Genomic DNA, 20,637 nt, shown 5'->3' on the forward strand with positions numbered 1-20,637 from the left:
TCAGTACCTCTGCAATAAGGAGGCTACGAAAATACGGAATTCTATTTTTTTATTCCCTTAAAAGGGGAGGCTTTAGACCGGATTTTTTGGTAAAAAAAGTTTGTGTTACTACTATATTTTTTTTAGTAGATAACACAAGTTTTGTATTATTTAGGAATAAGAATGAAATAGTAATGTAATATCTTGTTCCTTAAAGATATCTTAACCCTGGTCTTTAAAATAAAAGCCCAATGCAACACCTAGTAATGTTGTTTGTGGGGTGATAATAATTGGTATCATTTCTCTAATAAAATGCTTATCTGATTGTGGAGAAATAGATGCCAAACCAATCAGAAGATAAGTAATTCCTAACGATGCACCAAAAAATACTAAAAGTTTTTCAGCTATATTTTTTCTAGTCTTTTCCTGTTCAACTTTTACCCATTTATATATGTTTTTTTTATTTTCAGGGCTTAAGTTTTTATCAGAGATATAATTCTGGATATAGCTTTCAACATCTAGTGTTTCTAGATTTTTTGTTTCTAGATTCTCTGGTATTCCTAGATACAAAACATTTTCTTGAATTTCATTTTTTTCTGGATTGAATTCTTGATTAGTTGCCATGAATAAATGAGGTTGGTAATTGCTAAAGTTGACAATTTTTACCCGTCCCCAATATAAATATCAAGCAACTAACTACTAAGCTATTATCTGAAAACTACTTCTTTTACTGATTTATCAGAGTTCATAATTAGCACCGTAGAACCTTGCTTTATTTCCTTCTGAAAATAGGCTTCAGTTGCAATAGCTTTCCGAAGTGCCTCATTTTGAGTAATGCCTTGAGACTTAGCAAGAAATTCTAACATTTCAGCTACATCTGTTGGCAAAGTTACAGACATACGCTTTGCAAGAGGACGGGATGCTTGAGTTGTTTTGTTGATCTTCATATTGGAAATACAGGAAATACTTTTCGGGGCATATAACCTCGTATTACTAAGGAACTTAAATACAATATACACTAAATTTTTGTTTTTTTGGTGTTTTTTTTGCACCATTTTGGTGTTTTTTAAAATAAATTTTTGATAATTGAAATTTTTTTTAAGATTACTATGTAGAGTCAAGCGAGTATGCTTTTAATTGAGAGTGTCTACCTACTTAATCAGGGTTTCAGAGGTTGTCTGAGAAGTCCCATTTGTTACATCCAAGCCCCCGCGCATCCCCCAAAATTGGGGGACTTAAAGATAGCAAATTGACTCTTGTTCCCCCCAAAGTTGGCTTGCTCGGGGGGCAAAATTCAGTATCAAAAAACTTTTCAGATATCCTTTCAAGGATTCTCACAGCAGCTCAAACCGTCTTAAGTTGTTGGCAATATTAAAGTCTTCCTTTGATCAATGAATTAAAATCTTGATTAATACCAATTTGAAAAAAGAATGTTACAAATAATCAGGAGAATTAAAATAATTTAATCGGATTTATCTTTAATTAAAAAGGGATATTCAAGCCAATAAATTGTATTTAAACTATTTATTATGACTTCTGAACTCCTGTCTCCTGATTCCTGAACTGAAAGGTTTTGAAATTCTAACTCTTAACTCCTGACTCCTGACTCCTGACTCCTGACTCCTAAAAATATGTTAACCATCTTACCTTTACTAATTTTATTAATTTTAATAGCATTATTATCTGCTAGCCTAAAAATGAATTTTGAATACCAGAAATCGGTAATTTTTAGACTAGGAAGATTTAGTCATGTGAGAGGTCCTGGCGTATATTTAACAATTCCAATAATCGACCAAATAAAGCAAGTAGACCGAAGAACTATTACTGTTGATATTGAATCCCAAGATACAGTAACAAAAGATAGTGTTACTGTTGGTGTTAATGCTGTTCTTTATTATCGAATTCGGGAACCGGAGAAAGCCATAATTAGAGTCAAAGATTATAACTTTGCCACATCTCAAGCTGCCTTAACAACTTTGCGTAATATTATTGGGCAACATAAACTAGATGAACTACTTCAGGAAAGAGATAAAATTAACTCTAGAATTTGTGAAATTGTTGACCAAATTACAAATCCTTGGGGTATAGAAATTGAACGTATCGAAATAAAAAATCTGGAAATTCCTAAACCAATGCAGCGTGCAATGGCAAAAGAAGCTGAAGCCGCAAGAGAAAAAAGAGCGCGTATGATTAAGGCGGAATCTGAGTATGAATCTACGATTAAATTAACACAAGCTGCACAGGAAATTGCCAAATCTCCAGTAGCATTAGAACTACGTCGAATTCAGATGATTGCTGAGATTGGAACTGAACAAAACACTACTACCATTTTGATGATTCCATCTGATATTTTATCTTTAGCAAAAGATGTTTCTCAGTCTATTTCATCTTCATCAGAATAAATTTCATGTAATATCTGCTTGAGTAGTCACTTAAGTGTTAAGTAGTCAGTAGTCAAGAAAGAGTAAAGATTAATAGGGGTGCATCTCAATGCATGAATAAAGCCAAAAACTTATCGCTTTTAGGCAACAGGCAACAGGCAACAGGCAACAGGGAATATATAGGAAAAAAGTATTTTTACAAATATGAGATGCACCCGATTAATAGGAAATAGAAACAGGATTATAACATTTATCAAACACTTTTCTACATTTTCTTTAACCGGGGAGTAGGGGAGTGGGAGCATCTTGCTCCCATGTTTGGTATTCCTTTTTGCTGTATACTATTATCAGAGCAGGACTACCAAAAAATCTTATTTGTCAATCCTATCCATTTTGAGGAAAGGTAATTATTTAATTGTTAATTATTCATTGTTAAAAATATTATAGCAATCCTAAATCATTTGTGATAATTTTATTGCTTCAGTGTTTCTCATTCCCTGTTCTTTGTTCCCTAAAATCAACAATATCTCTCAACTCAAATAAGATTGCTATATTAGACTTAATACAATTTAGTTCAGCAATTTATTAATTATAAATAAATAAAACTTACTTCAACCCCTGAGCAATCGGTTTTTATTTCAGAGGTTGAAAAAGCTTTCAAGTAAAGTAAATATGAATATTAGAATATTATTCTATAGTGATTGATTGAGGACCTTCACTTTTGTCACTATTTACTTCTGTATTAGAGTTAGTAGTGGCAGTATAACCATTCTGTTTTTCAAGCCAACTTTTGACTGGATCGTCATTAAGATTTAGTCGGAACATACCAGAGAAAAAACCTCCAAAAAAGGCAACTGGTTGTTCAATTAGTTCTTTTACAACTGGGGTTAATTCATCTAAAAACATAGAGTATTTCCTCTCGCTAAAGAATATCCTTATTAATCAAACTAAATTATTCACTGGTATTCTAACGTACTTAATATGCAACTATCGTAGCGATCGCCTTAATCAACTTAATTAGCTTTTAATCGCAGTATCTACAAAGGTTGTGGACTTATGGAATAACTCAGCTTAAGAAAGTAATCCACTTTCTACCTTCTGCTACAATTAACTATTCTGGGCTAGCTTGGCCTCCTGAGCAACCTGCTCAAACCGATCATTGACTAACTGTGCGATAACTTGCTGCGCTTGTGGCCCTCCTAATTTATGCAAAGCTTGTACGAGTCTATAACGTATTTGCCAATCACTATGGGTGGCAAAAGGTGTTAAGAAAGGAACAGCTTCTGGATTTCCTAGTTCCCCTAAAGCACTAATAGCTATAGTCTGTATCAATTCATTATCTGACTTGAGAGCATCTTCTAGTAAAGATAATGCTCTTGGTTCTCCCATTCCTCCTACTACTGCAACTATGCTCATTTTTACTAGCCATTCTGGAGTATTCTGATATACCTGTTGTAAGTCGTCAAAAGTTTCGGTAAGTTTTAACGCCCCTAAAGCATCTGCTGCAGCTGCTTGAACATCTGGTTCGGGATCGTTGAGCAAACAGTCTCGCAATATTTCTTGGGATATTGTTAAATTTTGTGTTCCTAAACTTGACATTTGGCTCACTGCAGCGTATCTAACACGAGTATCTTGGTCTTTGATTGAAGTTTGAATTAATTCAAAAGCGGTAGCTAAATCTATTTGACGTAATTGATTAACTCCACGCAAGCGATCGCCTAGATCCTCTGATATTAGTAGTTGCTGAATTGAATCTGGGGTAAAACTCATTGCTATAAATTTTATTTTTTATTTTCCTGGATTATCTGAACTATAAACTAGGGTAGATTTTCGATCCCCTGCCATAAGTTATTTTTAATTAAATCAAACTTAATCAGTTGCCATCGCTCTAATAATATCCCCACGAGTTATTATACCAATCACTTCGTCATTTTCATCTAGCACTGGTAACCGATGAATATCACGATCGTGCATGAGTTTAGCTGCTACCGAAAGTGATTTTTCTGGTGTAGTAGTTAGGGGGTCTTTAGTCATTACTTCTCCCACAGTTTCTCCTAAAGCTTTATGAATTTGTTTTTCATAACGAGAAGGATTTTCTAGAAAAATTACACTATCTAGCAACATAATATAAGGTGGAGGAGTGACTCCGCTTTCTTGCCACATCAAATCTGTTTCTGATATAATTCCAACTAATTTTCCCTCTTCATTCACTACAGGAAGACCACTAATGCGTTGTTCTGCCAAGATTTTAATTGCCTCTTTTAAAGGCATTTCTGGTTTAACAGAAATTGGATTATTACTCATCACATCTGCTACAGTTTTAGTCATATTTACCTCAGATTTTGTTCTAGTTGGAGTAACTATGAAAGCGTAAAAAAGTAAAAATTTTCCTTTTTAGTTTTGGCTTCAATAGTAATCATAAAAGAATATACAACATATCATAATTGCACCTTTCTCAAATCAAAGCCTAAAATATAGCATAAAGCTATATTAAGAATTTTTGACTAATGTCAACATCTGAAGGCCAAAAATTAGAATTTTCTGCTCGCGATCGCTGTGTATTTGTCTGCCAAAATACGTCTTGTCTGCGCCACAATTCTCAAGAAGTCCTCAAAACCTTCATAGCTGAGACAGAAAATTTAGTTGGTATTAATATCAAGGCCAGCGGTTGTCTAGGTCAATGTAGCACAGGTCCCACAGTAAGAGTTTCCCCTGATGAAATTTGGTATTACCGAGTCCAACCTAATAATGTCCCAAAAATAGTTACAGAACATTTTCAGGGTAATAAACCTGTAGATGATATGCTTAATCCTAGGATTCATCCTCGTTTCTACTGATTGACATCCCCCTATTGCTCAAGTACAGAGGATTCCTATCTATATTATGGTAGGGGTTGACGGCAGTTAACCCGTACAAACCTTAAGCCTTAGAAATAGTGTATAAATTTGTCTTTAGCGTAAATAAGCCTACGCTGAAAGTTAACGTCAGCGTAGGAGTGCATCACGACAGCCATTCTTTAATTAATTTGTTAACTTGTTCTGGTACTTCATCATGGGGGCAATGACCTGCCTCTAAAAAGTATTCTGTTAACTGAGGATAATACTTACGAAACTGGGCACTTCTACTTTGAGTATTTATCCAAGGATCTGCTTTTCCCCATAGCATGAGCAAGGAACAGTTTAACTTACCTAACAACACATCAACTTTTTCCCCAGATGGAGTTTTGAATATAGAAGCAAAGACTTTAGCTGCACCAGGATCGCAAGAAGGCCGATATATATCTTCTATTAGTTGGTCTGTAACAGCACTTTGATCTAAATAAACTTTCTGTAGTGTTTTTCTGATAGTGCTACGTCGTCGCGTCCATTGAAATAATAAAAAGCTAGGCCAATCTTGTAAAAGTAACCACTTTATACTTTGAGAAATAACTTTTCTCCACAAGGGAGGTTTGGTAGTAGGCTGAGATTCACTAAAAGGTCCAGCACTGTTCAGTAATATTAAACCTGCTGTAGAATTTGGATATTGAGCTGCCACACACAATGCTGCATAACCTCCCAGAGAATTTCCTGCTAAGACCACAGGTTTACCAACTACTTCAGTAATAAAGTCATTTAGTTGTTCTCTCCATAGCTGACCACTATATTGCCAGTTTGCTTTTGTCGAACGTCCAAATCCTAGCAAATCGATCGCCCAAACCTGAAAAAACTGGCTCAGATATCCAATATTTTTGCGCCAATGGTCTGTTGATGCTCCAAAACCATGTATTAATAATATGGGTGGAGTTGTGGGATCGGACTTACCTGCACATACATAGTAGATGGACTGATCCCGCCATTGCCAATAACTGCCAGGAAGTGAAGCTGTGATAGAGGCTGATGTAGTTAACATATATAAAGTTTTGTTAAATTACATTAAATATTGTATCAAAATCAAGGCGGGATCAAATTATTTCTAAAATATTTCTCGTCAGCAATAAAAATGTTTAAAAAAAAATCTAGGCCAAAAAAAAAGAAACCTAGTAGATATTAGATATTTTAAGTAGAAAATATATAAAGAATTTGCACTAATTTTGCTTAGGTACTTTATTTTTCTTAAGAGTTTTGATACTATAAAAATATGAAAGCAGGAATGCGTAAATCAAGAAAAGATTTTTAACTGTACGAGGAGATTGACACAGGTTTACTAAGAAAAGCTAGGGAGTTTTTTCAGTGATTGCTATCTCATCACGTCCACGTCTAATAAGTCAAAACTGGGTGACAATTAGCTTTGCTTCTACCCTCTATTTGTATCCGATTCTCGATCTTTTACTGGCAGATGTTCCTAAACATTGGCATCCAGAACTACGACTAGGATTACAAGAAGCATTGGTAAATTCTGCAAAGCATGGAAATAAATTAGACCCCAGTAAGAAAGTTTTCGTCCGTTTTTCAATTGTACAAGACCAGTATTGGTGGGTGATTTCAGATCAAGGTCCGGGTTTTAAACCACCTTGTAAATCAAACCAAAATTATAGGCAAAATGCTACCTATCCTCCAGAAAATTATTGTGATGATGAAAAAGAATGTGGTCGAGGGATATATATTATCTACCAAGTTTTTGATTATGTTGAGTGGAATTCCAAGGGTACAGAGTTAATGCTATGCAAAAGAGTAAGAAATAACTCCAGATTACCCCTGGTTATATGAAGAATTTAAGTTAACTTCAACTAATTAATCCTTCTTGACTCCATGAGTTGGACATGGGGGAGCTGAAATAGATCGATCTAACCAGCTAATAGCTTGTTTGAGACGTTCGATCGCTTCAGTGGGTTGCGCCTTAATCAGAAAAACTAGGGCAGCTACAGTTAGCTCTAATGCACGGGCTTGGCGATTAGACTTAAGTCGATGCCAGTCTCTTTCTGAGATAGCAAGTCTTTGGGCTAAAGCTTGAGCTAGTTCTAATGTACTATACTCCTGTAAATCTCTTCTGTTAGTTGCAGTAGTAAAAGTTGAGTTAGAGTTAAGCATATTTTCCTAGATTAATGTTTTCAGGTAGAACTTACTATAGTTCATAAAAATATAGTCACATAAGACATATCCTTATTTCGTAGGTGTTACTCTGACTGGATGAACTACAACACCACGCCAGTTGCTTCAAGTCGGGGGACCCGCCCAACGCACTGGCTTCTCTATCCCATAGTCAAAGACATTTGGGACTGCTTTTTCTTTTCCTCTTTTTTGATGATCTCCCTGATTCAATTTCTGCTTAGTCATAATACAGAGGCTTGGACGTAGGTTCTTATGTGTCTAGAGGTAGCGTGTCAGTCCAGGAATTTCACCCTATTGAACTCAGATCGCTGACTCTTGAGGATATTTAATTTTCTATTATCGCACAAAGTTAAATAATCTCAATATTTGCCCAAATTTATGGAGACAAAAGACTATATTTGAGTACATAAGACTAAATATATGTACAACGTTTATTATACTTAAGTATGCCAGCATGAATCCTCCTCCAGAACATTCTGAGACAAAAATAAATGATGGGTATTTAAACTCTGCACCAACTGGTGGGGAGTCAGAAGTTTCAGAGACTGACTTTGCACAAGCACTAGCAGAGGTAGAGCGTTCCTTTGCTGCTCTGAAAGAACGTTATTCTCAAGTTCAGTATTATCAGAGGCGAAAAGCAGAATTAAAGCATCGCTTAGAAGAGGTGCGACCGGAAGTACGTCGCCAAAAAACTAATAAGTTACGAGAAGAGTTACAACAGATACAGACAGAATTAGAAACTATAGAATTAAACCTAGAGAGTAGTTTATTTGGTTGGAATAGCATAAAAGAACCATTTTGGCAAGCTGTGAGATTTGGCGGCTTAGGAATTGCGATCGGTTGGCTATTAAAATCTTGTGCTGGATGATGTCATATCATGTCCGGTTGAGTAATTAGATTTTGGTGGCATGAAGGCAGCAGCCAGAGGCCATAAGGCAAAATTTTTTTTTTCTACCATTTTATCACGCTCCGATGCTACCGTAGATGATATCAATCAACTTTATTTGGTTAGGACTTACGCAAAACCACTACATATAGTAGGGGTTAACGGTCGTTAAACCTTACAATTGGTGTATGATTTCACTTTTTTTATAATAGCTGATAATATTATATCCGTATAATCAGTGATCAAAAAACTTTCTCCCTTTTACCTTTCCTTTCCTTCTGCCTTCTGCCTTACTTCCTCCACAGTGTAAGTATTTAACCAGACATGGTATAATAGCAAAAATCAATCAAAATAGCAAGTCCGATCGACAGAATTAAAGGCGGAATTAAATCAATGACAAAGCAACGAATTGCTGAAATATTAAGAAGCGGTAAACCTGATGAAAAAGTGACAATTCAAGGGTGGGTACGCACTAAGCGAGAGTTGAAAGAATTTGCTTTTGTAGAGGTTAATGACGGTTCATGTTTAGCTAACCTACAGGTAGTATTAAATCCCGATCTACCAAATTATCAAGAAGGTTTGCAGCAAATGAATACTGGTGCATCGGTGGAAGTAACGGGTATTTTGGTAGAGTCACCAGCAAAGGGACAAAGAATTGAACTTAAGGCAGAAAGTGCGATCGCTTATGGTGATGCTGACCCTCAAACTTATCCTTTGCAGAAAAAACGTCATTCTTTTGAGTTTCTCCGCACTATTGCACATTTGCGAGGACGAACTAATACTTATGGATCGGTTTTTCGAGTGAGAAATGCTTGTGCTAATGCTGTACATCAATTTTTTCAAGAACGAGGTTTTTTGTGGGTTCATACTCCTATTATTACTGCTAGTGACTGTGAGGGTGCGGGGGAAATGTTTACTGTTACTAATTTGGATTTAAAGAAAGTTCCTTTAACTGAAAAACAAGATATTGATTTTAGTCAAGACTTTTTTGGAAAGCCTGCTTTTCTAACAGTAAGTGGGCAGTTAGAAGCAGAAATTATGGCAACTGCTTTTAGTAATGTTTATACGTTTGGTCCGACTTTTAGAGCGGAAAATTCTAATACTTCTCGACATTTAGCTGAGTTTTGGATGATTGAACCAGAGATGGCTTTTTGTGATTTGGTAGGGAATATGGATTTGGCTGAGGAATTTTTGAAACATATTTTTAAGTCTGTTTTGGAAAGTTGTCCGGAGGATATGGAATTTTTCAATAAACGGATTGATAAAACAGTTTTTGAAACGGCGGATACGATTATTAATAATAGTTTTGAAAGGATTACTTATACTGAGGCTGTTTCTTTGTTGGAAAAGACAGATAAAAAGTTTGAATATCCGGTAGAGTGGGGTTTAGATTTACAGTCGGAACATGAGCGTTATTTGTGTGAGGAGTTGTTTGAAAAACCTGTAATTGTGACTGATTATCCAGCAAAAATTAAGGCTTTTTATATGCGTTTAAGTGATGATGGTAAGACGGTTAGGGCAATGGATGTTTTGGTGCCGAAAGTAGGAGAAATTATTGGGGGTTCTCAGAGGGAAGAACGTTTGGATATTTTGGAAAAAAGGATAGATGAACAGGAGATGAATAAGGAGGAATTATGGTGGTATTTGGATTTGCGTAGGTATGGTACTGTGCCTCATGCGGGGTTTGGTTTGGGATTTGAAAGAGTGGTGCAGTTTATGACAGGAATGGGGAATATTCGAGATGTGATTCCTTTTCCGAGAGCGCCTTTAACTGTGGATTTTTAAAGTTAAGAATAGTTGGAAAAATGGGGGCGGTTGCTGGGAGATAATTATCATAATTTTTGGCGGTGAAATTGTGTTGATGATTATGGATAATTTTGGCGATCGCTTCTCTTTATGTATAATTAAAAATCGAGCATAGAGCAAAACTACTTTCTTTTACTAGAGCAATTTTCTTGGGAAGTGCCAAGGATTTTGAGCAAATTTTTATAACTAAAAATAAGCAATTTTTTTAATAAGTCAGGACTTACGCAAATTGACTTTTAAAGCATCATTTGTAGGGGCGAATGGTATTCGCCCTCCCTATATGTAGAGTCTGTGCGTAAGTCCTGTAAGTAATACATATAATTTCCCGATGATGGATATTATTTTTTTGACCAGATAAATTATCTATATTTATTTTGTTATGTATACAAATTTTTGATTTTAGGCAATAGGCAAGAGCGAATAGAGAATATAGTTTTTTTCGGTGAAATTATGTTGATGATTATAGATTATTTGGGCGATCGCTCCTTTATTTCAAATGTTTAATTAGTAATGATAATTTATCGCCCAATCAAATATAAATTATATTAGAGATATGGAGAGATTATAGTTATATTTCTCTGTCTATTTTTTAATTCTTTGCTCACTTCATCAGCTTTAATGTCATAGCCTTGATTGGGGTTTTGTTCGTGCAGTTTAATTAATAAATCTATGTAAAATTGATAGTAATTTTTAACTGTCGCGAAATAGGATTTAGAGAGGTTCGTAGTAATAATTTGTGTCTCAAGTTCTTCAATAATTTTGATAGCTGATTCGATTTTTGTTAATGCTTCATTTAAGTTACCTTGCTTGTATTTTAGAACTGCTAAATTATAGAGAGTATTGGCAATACTCTCTCGATCTTGGATTTTTTTCGATAAGTCTAAGGATTGGTTGAAGTAATCTAGTGCAGTTTGTTTTTTTCCTAAAGCATCGTAGACAAGACCAATATTATTCAGAGTCATAGCTTCTCCTAAAACACTTTTCATTTTTTTGAACAAGTTTAGGCATTGGTTGAAGTAATCTAGTGCAGTTTGTTTTTCTTCTAGAGCATTGTAGACAACACCAATATTATTAATAGTTATCGCTGCCCATATTTGGTAGTTTGTTTTTTGATAAAGTAGTAGTGCTTGCTCAAAAATGCTGATTGTTTGTATTTTCGATGTCACTGTTTCTTGTTTGAATAGTTCGTTCCCTTGTCGATATAATTTATTTGCTTTAAAGCTGAGTTTGATCTCTATAAAAATTATGATTCCACTCACAATTACAGAGAATGCTAATAGATAAAGAATGATATTAGCTGCCGTCAGATTATTCCTATCATGCAAAATAACTGATAAGATGAATAAGACAAATAAAGAAGCAATAACATTAACAAGTGTAGAAGCATTAATAAGTAAGACAAACAAATAACGAACTGGAAAATGTTTTGCTCCTAAAATGGAATTAATGAACGACATAATTTTTGGTATTTTCCTAACCGCAAATCTTGATAAATAATTAACTAAGCGGAATAATCTTGAATCTTGATCATTAATTGTAATAATAGCTATATTGATTAGAGTTATTATTATTAGCATGATTGAAAAATAAAGAATCGACCATCTTGTATAATTATCAACAAAGACAAACAAACCAATTATTAATGACAAAGGAAAAACTACAGGAAATAGCATCAGACTTATAACCAGGAAAATAAATCCTATTCTGGTTATAAAATTATTTGATTCAAAAATAGAATATTTCTGTGAAATTACTTTTGTTTGATATACAATAAGCTGTAACCAGTGTAGGCAAGCAACGAACAAGAAGAGTCTTTGAACCTCAACAATCATATTAAAAAAGTACAATATAAATAGACAAATAAACATATTAATAATTATATGAATGTCTAAACTGGAAAAAGATAACCGTCGAGTCTGATGAATAGTCATAGATTTACACCTTTTTTGATAACTAAAATTTTGAGGAAATTATATTTCTAGTTTCTAGAACATATATGGAATTTTGAGCAAATATAAAAATGCTAAAGCTTTTATATATCAATGGTTTTAAATTTAATCATCAAGCTCTAAATTATCATAATTTTTTTTTCGGTGAAATTGTGCTGATGATTATAGATAATTATGGCGATCGCTCCTGTATTTCCAATTTTTAATCAGCAATGATAATTTATCGCTAAATCAGAAACAAATTATAGCAATTCCCAAAAAGCGTGAGGTACATAATTTTAGGTTTTAGGCAAAACTTCACTGGGAAAAGAAAAGAAGAAAAACAACTGTACCTCATAACTTTGGTAATTGCTATGGTTTAGGGATCTCCAGATATTATAGTTAGATTTCTCTCTAGATTTTTTAGCTTTTCGATTACTTCACTAGCTTTAATATCATAACCTTGATTTGGGTTTTGTTGGTGAAGTGTAACTAATAAGTCTATGTAAAATTGATAGTAATTTTTAACTGTCGCGAAATAGGATTTAGAGAGGTTAGTAATAATAATTGCTGTATCAAATTCTTCGATAATGTTGATAGCTGATTCGATTTTTGTTAATGCTTCGTTTAAGTTACCTTGGTTGTATTTTAGAACTGCTAAATTATAGAAAGTCTTGGCAATAGTCTCTCGGTCTTGAATTGTTCGCGATAAGTCTAAAGATTGATTGAAGTAATCTAATGCGATTCGTTTTTCTTCTAAAGCATCGTAGACAAGACCAATATTATTAAGACTCATAGCTTCCCCTAAAAAATTTTTCATTTCTTGGAACAAGTTTAGGGATTTGTTGAAGTAATCTAGTGCAGTTTGTTTTTCTTCTAGAGCATTGTAGACAAGACCAATATTATTCAGAGTTATGGCTGCCCATATTTGGTAGTTTGTTTTTTGATAAAGTAGTAGTGCTTGCTCAAAAATGCTGATTGTTTGTATTTTCGATGTCACTGTTTCTTGTTTGAATAGTTCATTCCCTTGTCGATATAATTTATTTGCTTTGAGGCTGAGTTTTGTCTCTATAAAAATTCTTATTACACTTACAATTACAGAGAATAGTAATATATAAAGCATAATATTACCTAACGTCAGATTATTCGGATCATGCCAAATAACTGATAATATTAGTAAGACAAATAAAGAAGCAATAACATTAACAAGCATAGAAGTGTGAATAAGTAATACAAACAAAGAACGAACTGGAAAATATTTTGCTCCTAAAATGGAATTAATGAATGACACAATTTTTGGTATTTTCCTAACCGCAAATCTTGATAAGTAATTAACTAATTGAAATAACTTTAAATCCTTATTAATAAATATACTGATTTGGCATATTACTACTAGGATTATAGAATAAATAATCGGCAATATTATATAGTCACCAACAAAAACAAATAAGCCAATTATTAATAACCAAGGAAAAATAACACCAAACACCATCAGAGTTATCACCAGGCAAATAAATACTATTCTGGTTATAAAATTATTTGATTCAAAAATTGGATATTTCTGTAAAATTATTTTTATTGTATATACAATAAGCTGTAATAAGTGTAGATAATAAACGAACAAGTTTAGTCTTTGATCGTCCAAGTCAAAACCAAGATTAAAAAAGCTCGTTATCAACAAACAAAGAAGCAGATTAATAATTATATGAATGTCTACACTGGAAAGAGATAACCGTCGATTTGGAGTTGAAAAAGTCATAGATTTACACCTTTTTTAATCACTAAAATTTTGAGGAAATTATATTTCCAGTCTTTAGGAATATATGGAATTTTAGGTAAGCAGATTACTTGATGATTAAGTAGTCAGTAGTTACTAAGTAGGTAGGCACAAATAAACGTCACAATGTGACAAAATTTTTATGCAGTCGAAACTATTGAGATTGCTTCCTTCCACGCAGTGACCGTCGTAATGACGTAGTTGTGAATTTTCCCTTCTACATACTTATTAAGAATCAGAAATTTATCATGGAAATTTTTACTGTTATTTCCTACAATATTTCAAAATTTTGGTAAATAATTGCTGAAGTGTTTATATGTTAAAGTCTACAAGCATCTACACGAAAAAATAACAACTTTACCCGTTCAAAAGGTGACGCCCACTCTCTTGCAGCCGCAATATCTCCCCACCCAGGTCCCTGCTCACCAGCGCCCACAACCGCTCCCCACGGTAAATGTCCTACATAAGGAGTATTCCGATTAACAGACTCCCAAACCCGTTTCCATTTACCTGCTTCGCGCCAACCCACTTTCTGTCCAAAGGCAGTTTCATATCTTTTGTAATATTCCTTTGTTGCGCCACCCAGTTGATAAGCTTTCCAAACGTACCAACCACCACTGACACTATCATAAATTTTCTCCTGAACAGAAAAACCAAACTGACCATTACTATGTTTTAGCCAAAGTTGGTCTATTGTACTCAAATTCTTACAGGATAAATTACGCAAGTCTTCTCTCCTTAGCCATTTTTCCGACCCTCGACCTGCAACTTTTAGAATTAATTTGGCTGTCTCCTTATCTGCTTCTTCCCAGTTTCCTGCTGCTAACAAGTCACGCAGTTTTGTGTAATCAACTCCCACTTCTGAAACTAGAGATACATAATGAGGAATTGCTTCACCCCGATACTCCTGAAACAAATTAATAGGTATACCCCAGTGAAAAGTATTAAGTTGATCATATGTTTCTATCCTTTCAACAATTTGCTGAAAAGTTGACTTTTGTGCGTCATACAAACTTGTTTTTTCTGATTTCAAACTTTGGATTATTTCTAGATCGCTCATCCCATGAACTGCTACAACCTCACCCCTAACATCTACAACTGGAGCGCCACTCATTCCATCTATATTCAAAACTTGATAATAAACTCCATAACCGTCTGCTAACTGAGCTAAACTCGAAACAGTACCAGAAACAAATTTAGGCACCAACTCCTCACTCTCCATTGGGAAACCAGAAATATAGATGGAACTACCTATTTTCAGATTTTCATAATTACCTATTTTCAAAGCTGGATAATTGCATTTTTTTCCCTCTGGTTGAAACGTGACTAAAGCTAAATCAATATTGCTAGGAAATATTTTTACACTGGTAATATCCCAGACTTTTTCATCATTAGTTTCTAATATTGTCTCCCCCTCTTTTTTAAGAAAATGAGCTGTAGTTAGCACAGTACAAACATCAGTTTCTCCAGATACAAAAAAACCCGTTATATGTTCAGATTGACTTCTAGAAGATATTTTGACAATACTCAGTTCTAGTCGAGAGGCAATTTTTTCTGATGATAATTCTCCAGAACAATTTGTCAGAGTTAGTGCTAGGAATGTTAAACCAACGATTCTTGGTAAAAATTTCATCTTTTTCAGCAGTTGAGAAATCTTATTCTTACTATTATACTGACAACTAAAAAATAGGTGATTCCTTAATACGACCAGGACTTACGCAAAAAATGGAATTATACACCATCTGTAAGGGCGAATGCCATTCGCCCCTACTACATGCAGAAAAATCACTCTTACTATTCTTTAGGCCACTTACTCTGTAATATCATGTTCGGTTGAATACTTATAATATCTGTGGACCGAAGGCAGCTATGTTGATGGCAGCTATGCTGAAGGGAAAGAGCAAGGTTAGAAGGCAGAAGGTTTTTTATAACTGATTATCCAAACATGATATTAAGTCCTGTATCATTTTAGGTGTACTATTGCCAAAGTTACATACATGACTGCTGAATTGAATAGTAAGAATTTGGGAGAATTTTCCTTAAAGCCTAAAGCTGTTCTTGTCCACGATCCGACTCCGTTTGGTGTCTTTAATCAGTTTATACATATTCAGAAAGAAGAAATTCAAGAATACTATCTTTTTCGGGAATCACCTCAACCAGAACTCTATCCATCCCATCATCAAGAGTTTGTAAATGCACTCAAAGCTGAGATAGGATATGTCTTTTATCTATCAGATATTTTATCCTCATCGACTAATCAATTACTAAGTAAATGGCAAAATTACCTATCAAAAAACCCGAATTTAGTTTTTACTCGTGATGCTTTTATTACCCTTCCTTGGATGCCAGATAGCTATTTACCCGGTAAAATGGGAAAAAAAATTAGGCAGCTAGAGCCTAAACTCATGTCAGATATTGGTGAAATTTTAGGCTTGAAGGAAATTCTCAAAATTCCCGACCCATTGGTTTTAGAAGGAGGAGATGTGATTCCTTTTTGCCATCAAAATCAGCGATACTTGCTAATTGGATATGGTAGAAGAACAACTAAAGAGACCTTATATTTCTTACAAGAACAACTCATTGGCAGGGGAATAATTGATGGTATTGTTGGGATCGAACTAGCCCAATGGCGCATTAATCTTGATGGAGGTATGTTGCCAGTGACTGATGATGTTATTATCACTCATCCCGAAAGCCTAATTAATGGTATTCTTTTGAACCGAACAGAGACACAAATTAATCCGATTCATTTTTTCAAAGATTTAGGATTTCAATTTATAGAAGTCACTCAAGAGGAATCTCTTTATCGACTAGCTTGTAACTGTTTCTGCTTGGGAGAACGCAAGATAATCGCTTACGACCTCTCAGAACGAGTCTACAACTTATTAAGACAGCATCATGTAAATGTCATTCGAGTCCAAGGAAAAGAGCTAGTTAAAGGAATAGGAGGACCAAGATGTATGACTAGACCTATTTATAAAGAGATTACAACCGAGTTTTTTGCCTAAAAAATAACCAATATTAATGGATAATGGATAATTGATAATTACCTCTGCATTATAGTTACAAAATAGAATAAATTTATATAATATTGGGTAATTAATGTTGACAATTTTATTTCTATCTCCCATCCTTGAAAATAATTAATTATATGATAAATAAACTCGAACCAAAGCCAAATTTATATTTACATATAGACGGAGATATACCTGAAGATTTAAACAAAGGTACTTTAATTTCACTACAGAGAAGTACCCCAATGAAAATTTATAATTTAGGGTTTCAACCAGCAAAATCAATACCAGAAATACCCCGGTGGTTTCTGCAAAAATATGCCTCTTTTCCTTTCAAAATTTTAGAACCATTTGCCGGAGGTGGTACTACAATAATAGAATCAATTAAATGTGGAATATCTATTGATTGGTTAGATTATCATCCACTTAGTCGTTTAATTTGCCAAGTCAAAACAAGTATATTTTCAGTAACGGAGGTTGAGGAAGAAATAACTAAAATTCTTCAGAGTGCTTATAGTCATCAAAAATCACCAGAAACTATTGACTTTGCCAATAAAGATTTTTGGTTTCAACAGGGAGTACAAGAAGGTTTAGAAATCCTCAGATATTATATTTTAAAATCTCCCAAAACTATACAACCTATTATGTGGTTAGCATTTGCTTCTACTGTCAGAAAAACATCAAATATGAACGATGGAATGATATTAGCAGCTAGGCGATCGCATATAAAAGAGATACCAAAGTTATCTCGTTCAGATGTGTTTAAATACTTTCAAATCTATGGTAATAAAACAATAGATGCAGTTATTGAATGGCAGCCTTTGATCGAGACAAATATTCATCTGGTTAAACAGTTAGCATTGGCGGATGCTAGAACAATTTCAGGGGATATAAAATATAATGCTGTAGTTAGTTCTCCACCTTATATAAATGCCATAGATTATGTGTGGGCTTCAAAATTTGAACTTCACTGGTTAGGTATGGTAAAAAGTAATCAAGAGAGACTTAATTTATACTCTCAAGAAATAGGCACAGAAAGAATACCTAAACAAGAATGTAAGGAGCTTAGTAAAACTGGTTATCAACTTCTTGATAAGTTAATAGAAGATATCTATTTAGGTAAAAAATATCAAGCATCTACAGGTCAAAATCAACTTAGAGCAAGAGTTGTATACAAGTATTTTATGGATATGCAGGAACATTTTCAAAGTTGTTTTTCCTGTTTAAAAACCGGAGGATATTATTGTTTTTCTATAGGCGATCTTAGTAAAATTTGTGGTGTTGATATTCCAGTTGCAAGTATTTTAACAGAAATCGCTTGTGATATTGGTTTCCAGGAAGAATTTCATTTTCATCTATTGTTGAAAAATCGTAAATTGAATATTCCTAGAAATGTAAATTGGGCAAGTACAATCAAACACGATACGGTAGTTGTTTTGGAAAAGCCTTTTTCATTAATGGATAATGGATAATTGATAATTGATAAAAATAATATAGACTTTAAAGCCTGCTTTTGTAGTAGGATTTAATTTTGACTTAATTAATAAAGCCTTTATCTAAAACTAAAATAAATAGCTGATGGCTGATAGCTTACTGCTGAATGCTTACAATGAATAATAATCAACTAAATAATTCTTTAGATATAATTTTACAGAAATACAGCCAATCTTTCGCTTCAAAAATATTTATTCAAGAGTCTTTAGAAGCAGATGATTTAATGCTTGTCTTTGGACTAAATCAAGAAATTAAAGCGAGGAATAAACAATATTGGGGAAGAGAATTAGGAATGTGTTGGGAACGGATAGTTAAATAAATTTGTAGACAAACTTGCGATAATTTTAATGAAGCTATTCGAGATGGTAATGATAAATTATGCGACTTTGTAGTTGGGTTGGATGCAATTGATACAAAATATAGAATTGGTTCGGGAGATTCAGGAACTCTAAAGAAATTCAGGCAGTATGCAGTTAGACTAAATAATATAGGATACAACCCCGTTTTACTAATACTCAGAAATGATAATTTGCCTCAAGCTATAAATGCTTGCTCTATGGGAGGTTGGCAAGTAATTTCAGGAAACGAAACCTTTAATTATATAAATCAAACTACAGGATTTGATTTGAAATTATGGTTAAACAATAGAATAAATTTATATAGTATTGGGTAATTAATGTTGAAAATTTGTGTCAATCTCCCAATATTTCATCCACAGTAAAAGTGAAATTAGGCAAACCTTGAATTGTCACTGTTTCACCACTCTTAAAAGTCTGTACAATTTCATAACCATTCGCAGTAGGTTGTCGATAAACTTCCAGACATTTTTGAGGAAGATTTACCAACCAAACTTCAACAATATTATTCTCAGCATATAAGGGAATTTTTACTTCTTGGTCATATTTAACTGTTGTATCTGACACTTCTATAAGGAGAAATACATCTTCTGGTTGAGGATGTTGAGTCCGATAAAAATCTGGTCGTTGTTGCAGCAAAGCGATATCTGGTTCTGGTTCAGAATTATCATTCAATCTTACAGGGTCTTGAATTCCCACAGTAACAGTCTTTGCTAAACGTAAAAAGAAAAGTTCGTTCAGACGTTTCACACAAGCTGAGTGATGAATACCAATAGGGGACATTTTGACAATTTCTCCTCGGATTAGTTCTACTCGTTCATTTTCAGTTAATACTCCTGCTTCCAGCATTTTATAGTACTGGTCTACAGTAAATAGTCGTCGCAATAATTTTACAGACATTACTAACTCCTTGAGAATAATTGTAAGCTATCAGCTATTTTTTATTTTAGATAAAGGCTTTTTTTACTAATACTCAGAACCGAAGAAATTTATATAGTATTGAGTAATTAATATCGAAAATTTCTGTTAATCTCCCAATATTTCATCAACAGTAAAAGTGAAATTAGGCAAACCTTGAATTGTCACAGTTTCACCACTCTTAAAAGTCTGTACAATTTCATAACCATTCGCAGTAGGTTGTCGATAAACTTCCAGACATTTTTGAGGAAGATTTACCAACCAAACTTCAACAATATTATTCTCAGCATATAAAGGAATTTTTACTTCTTGGTCATATTTAACTGTTGTATCTGACACTTCTATAAGGAGAAATACATCTTCTGGTTGAGGATGTTGAGTATCATAAAAATCTGGCTTTCGTTGCAGCAAACTTATATCTGGTTCAGGTTCAGAATTATCATTCAATCTTACAGGGTCTTGAATTCCCACAGTAACAGTCTTTGCTAAACGTAAAAAGAAAAGTTCGTTCAGACGTTTCACACAAGCTGAGTGATGAATACCAATAGGGGACATTTTGACAATTTCTCCTCGGATTAGTTCTACTCGTTCATTTTCAGTTAATACTCCTGCTTCCAGCATTTTATAGTACTGGTCTACAGTAAATAGTCGTCGCAATAATTTTACAGACATTACTAACTCCTTGAGAATAATTGTAAGCTATCAGCTATTTTTTATTTTAGATAAAGGCTTTTTTTACTAATACTCAGAACCGAAGAAATTTATATAGTATTGAGTAATTAATATCGAAAATTTCTGTTAATCTCCCAATATTTCATCAACAGTAAAAGTGAAATTAGGCAAACCTTGAATTGTCACAGTTTCACCACTCTTAAAAGTCTGTACAATTTCATAACCATTCGCAGTAGGTTGTCGATAAACTTCCAGACATTTTTGAGGAAGATTTACCAACCAAACTTCAACAATATTATTCTCAGCATATAAAGGAATTTTTACTTCTTGGTCATATTTAACTGTTGTATCTGACACTTCTATAAGGAGAAATACATCTTCTGGTTGAGGATGTTGAGT

At 33.9% G+C, this 20,637-nt stretch carries 23 protein-coding genes; 10 read left to right on the plus strand and 13 right to left on the minus strand.

Annotated elements, in window-relative coordinates; genetic code table 11:
• Positions 1 to 201: 201 nt before the first annotated feature.
• Both F6K15_RS14780 and F6K15_RS14785 read right to left on the minus strand, forming a co-directional pair.
• Positions 202 to 603 (minus strand): hypothetical protein, encoded by a 402-nt coding sequence (locus F6K15_RS14780; RefSeq protein WP_293061902.1) that lies wholly within the window; start codon positions 601 to 603, stop codon positions 202 to 204.
• 83 nt (positions 604 to 686) lie between these two features.
• Positions 687 to 926: a CopG family transcriptional regulator gene (locus F6K15_RS14785; protein WP_293061904.1), complete on the minus strand. Its 240-nt coding sequence runs from the start codon at positions 924 to 926 to the stop codon at positions 687 to 689.
• Between the two features lie 750 nt (positions 927 to 1,676).
• On the opposite strand from F6K15_RS14785, the gene F6K15_RS14790 reads away from it, so the two are divergent.
• Complete coding sequence (locus F6K15_RS14790; RefSeq protein WP_293061906.1) at positions 1,677 to 2,381, plus strand: slipin family protein; 705 nt, start codon at positions 1,677 to 1,679, stop codon at positions 2,379 to 2,381.
• A 666-nt stretch (positions 2,382 to 3,047) separates the two neighbouring features.
• Here the strand turns inward: F6K15_RS14790 and F6K15_RS14795 are convergent.
• The 3 genes from F6K15_RS14795 to F6K15_RS14805 form a co-directional block, all read right to left on the minus strand.
• Positions 3,048 to 3,266, minus strand: coding sequence for a hypothetical protein (locus F6K15_RS14795; protein ID WP_124142780.1), 219 nt, complete (start codon positions 3,264 to 3,266; stop codon positions 3,048 to 3,050).
• 201 nt (positions 3,267 to 3,467) lie between these two features.
• Positions 3,468 to 4,130: a phycobilisome degradation protein NblB gene (gene nblB / locus F6K15_RS14800; RefSeq protein WP_293061911.1), complete on the minus strand. Its 663-nt coding sequence runs from the start codon at positions 4,128 to 4,130 to the stop codon at positions 3,468 to 3,470.
• Between the two features lie 99 nt (positions 4,131 to 4,229).
• Positions 4,230 to 4,688: a CBS domain-containing protein gene (locus tag F6K15_RS14805; protein WP_293061913.1), complete on the minus strand. Its 459-nt coding sequence runs from the start codon at positions 4,686 to 4,688 to the stop codon at positions 4,230 to 4,232.
• A gap of 179 nt (positions 4,689 to 4,867) precedes the next feature.
• Between F6K15_RS14805 and F6K15_RS14810 the strand changes: the two genes are divergently transcribed.
• Entirely contained in the window at positions 4,868 to 5,197 is a 330-nt protein-coding gene (locus F6K15_RS14810) for a ferredoxin (RefSeq protein ID WP_293061915.1), read from the plus strand.
• A gap of 163 nt (positions 5,198 to 5,360) precedes the next feature.
• On the opposite strand, the gene F6K15_RS14815 is transcribed toward F6K15_RS14810, so the two are convergent.
• A complete protein-coding gene (locus F6K15_RS14815; RefSeq protein ID WP_293061917.1) occupies positions 5,361 to 6,248 on the minus strand; it encodes an alpha/beta fold hydrolase in 888 nt (295 codons plus the stop codon).
• Between the two features lie 320 nt (positions 6,249 to 6,568).
• Between F6K15_RS14815 and F6K15_RS14820 the strand changes: the two genes are divergently transcribed.
• Positions 6,569 to 7,045, plus strand: a complete 477-nt coding sequence (locus tag F6K15_RS14820; RefSeq protein WP_293061919.1) for an anti-sigma regulatory factor — start codon at positions 6,569 to 6,571, stop codon at positions 7,043 to 7,045.
• Positions 7,046 to 7,069: 24 nt separating this feature from the next.
• Here F6K15_RS14820 and F6K15_RS14825 read toward each other — a convergent pair whose 3' ends face one another.
• Positions 7,070 to 7,366, minus strand: a complete 297-nt coding sequence (locus F6K15_RS14825) for a DUF6439 family protein (protein ID WP_293061921.1) — start codon at positions 7,364 to 7,366, stop codon at positions 7,070 to 7,072.
• Positions 7,367 to 7,841: 475 nt separating this feature from the next.
• Here F6K15_RS14825 and F6K15_RS14830 point away from each other — a divergent pair, with 475 nt between their 5' ends.
• Both F6K15_RS14830 and asnS read left to right on the plus strand, forming a co-directional pair.
• Positions 7,842 to 8,255, plus strand: coding sequence for a DUF2203 domain-containing protein (locus F6K15_RS14830; RefSeq protein ID WP_293061923.1), 414 nt, complete (start codon positions 7,842 to 7,844; stop codon positions 8,253 to 8,255).
• A 411-nt stretch (positions 8,256 to 8,666) separates the two neighbouring features.
• On the plus strand, positions 8,667 to 10,058 hold the full coding sequence (gene asnS / locus F6K15_RS14835) for an asparagine--tRNA ligase (RefSeq protein WP_293061924.1): 1,392 nt from the start codon (positions 8,667 to 8,669) through the stop codon (positions 10,056 to 10,058).
• Positions 10,059 to 10,624: 566 nt separating this feature from the next.
• Here the strand turns inward: asnS and F6K15_RS14840 are convergent.
• Complete coding sequence (locus F6K15_RS14840; RefSeq protein ID WP_293061925.1) at positions 10,625 to 11,536, minus strand: tetratricopeptide repeat protein; 912 nt, start codon at positions 11,534 to 11,536, stop codon at positions 10,625 to 10,627.
• A gap of 563 nt (positions 11,537 to 12,099) precedes the next feature.
• On the opposite strand from F6K15_RS14840, the gene F6K15_RS14845 reads away from it, so the two are divergent.
• On the plus strand, positions 12,100 to 12,234 hold the full coding sequence (locus F6K15_RS14845) for a hypothetical protein (RefSeq protein WP_293061926.1): 135 nt from the start codon (positions 12,100 to 12,102) through the stop codon (positions 12,232 to 12,234).
• Positions 12,235 to 12,386: 152 nt separating this feature from the next.
• On the opposite strand, the gene F6K15_RS14850 is transcribed toward F6K15_RS14845, so the two are convergent.
• A complete protein-coding gene (locus F6K15_RS14850) occupies positions 12,387 to 13,298 on the minus strand; it encodes a tetratricopeptide repeat protein (RefSeq protein WP_293061927.1) in 912 nt (303 codons plus the stop codon).
• Positions 13,299 to 14,103: 805 nt separating this feature from the next.
• Positions 14,104 to 15,417: a GUN4 domain-containing protein gene (locus tag F6K15_RS14855; protein ID WP_293061928.1), complete on the minus strand. Its 1,314-nt coding sequence runs from the start codon at positions 15,415 to 15,417 to the stop codon at positions 14,104 to 14,106.
• A gap of 364 nt (positions 15,418 to 15,781) precedes the next feature.
• On the opposite strand from F6K15_RS14855, the gene F6K15_RS14860 reads away from it, so the two are divergent.
• From F6K15_RS14860 to F6K15_RS14875, 4 genes are all read left to right on the plus strand, one after another.
• Positions 15,782 to 16,792, plus strand: coding sequence for a dimethylarginine dimethylaminohydrolase family protein (locus F6K15_RS14860; protein ID WP_293061929.1), 1,011 nt, complete (start codon positions 15,782 to 15,784; stop codon positions 16,790 to 16,792).
• 143 nt (positions 16,793 to 16,935) lie between these two features.
• The gene (locus tag F6K15_RS14865) at positions 16,936 to 18,270 is read left to right on the plus strand and encodes a DNA methylase (protein ID WP_293061930.1); all 1,335 of its coding nucleotides are present in this window, start codon (positions 16,936 to 16,938) and stop codon (positions 18,268 to 18,270) included.
• Positions 18,271 to 18,407: 137 nt separating this feature from the next.
• On the plus strand, positions 18,408 to 18,611 hold the full coding sequence (locus F6K15_RS14870; RefSeq protein WP_293061931.1) for a hypothetical protein: 204 nt from the start codon (positions 18,408 to 18,410) through the stop codon (positions 18,609 to 18,611).
• A gap of 78 nt (positions 18,612 to 18,689) precedes the next feature.
• Positions 18,690 to 18,965, plus strand: coding sequence for a hypothetical protein (locus tag F6K15_RS14875; protein ID WP_293061932.1), 276 nt, complete (start codon positions 18,690 to 18,692; stop codon positions 18,963 to 18,965).
• Between the two features lie 19 nt (positions 18,966 to 18,984).
• Here F6K15_RS14875 and F6K15_RS14880 read toward each other — a convergent pair whose 3' ends face one another.
• The 3 genes from F6K15_RS14880 to F6K15_RS14890 all read right to left on the minus strand — a co-directional run.
• Positions 18,985 to 19,548 (minus strand): Uma2 family endonuclease, encoded by a 564-nt coding sequence (locus tag F6K15_RS14880; RefSeq protein WP_293061933.1) that lies wholly within the window; start codon positions 19,546 to 19,548, stop codon positions 18,985 to 18,987.
• Positions 19,549 to 19,674: 126 nt separating this feature from the next.
• The gene (locus tag F6K15_RS14885; protein ID WP_293061935.1) at positions 19,675 to 20,238 is read right to left on the minus strand and encodes a Uma2 family endonuclease; all 564 of its coding nucleotides are present in this window, start codon (positions 20,236 to 20,238) and stop codon (positions 19,675 to 19,677) included.
• 126 nt (positions 20,239 to 20,364) lie between these two features.
• Positions 20,365 to 20,637 (minus strand): Uma2 family endonuclease (locus F6K15_RS14890; protein ID WP_293061937.1); only part of this gene is annotated, 273 nt, incomplete at its 5' end.

The sequence above is a fragment of the Okeania sp. SIO2B3 genome (genome assembly GCF_010672525.1).
Lineage (GTDB): Bacteria > Cyanobacteriota > Cyanobacteriia > Cyanobacteriales > Microcoleaceae > Okeania.